Annotated in this window: 1 protein-coding gene; it reads left to right on the top strand. The window is 71.1% G+C overall.

Going from position 1 to position 360, the window contains the following annotated elements; translation table 11 throughout:
* Window positions 1–116: 116 nt before the first annotated feature.
* The coding region (locus SB717_RS34200) for a hypothetical protein (protein ID WP_486360783.1) at window positions 117–360 on the top strand (244 nt) is incomplete at its 3' end.

Below are 360 nucleotides of genomic sequence, written 5' to 3'. Positions count from 1 at the left end.
CCGTTGTCGGTCCTGCTCGGCGGCGGGTTCGGAGGCGTTCTACTGGTACTCGGCGTCGGTCTGGTCTGCGCGGGCTTGTTGTGGTCGAGGCGGATTGTCGGAAAGGTCGCCGGGTCATGACGGGGTGGGTCGTGGCGGCGCTGGCCTGCGCGACAGCGATTGTCGTGTGGCCGGCGCCGGTATGGATCACCTACCGGGTGCTCGGCCCGCCGGTGCGACGTGAACGCAACCGGGAGCCGCGCTGGCTGGGGGCCAGAGCCCAAGCCGACGATCCCTTCGCCGCCGCAGCCGGGTACGACCTGTTCGCGGTCTGCCTGCGCTCCGGACTCCCGGTCGGTATGGCAGCCCGGGTCGTGTCGC

It is taken from the genome of Priestia sp. SIMBA_032 (assembly GCF_046535215.1).
Lineage (GTDB): Bacteria > Bacillota > Bacilli > Bacillales > Bacillaceae_H > Priestia > Priestia aryabhattai.
This window is presented reverse-complemented; position numbering and strand designations above follow the sequence as displayed.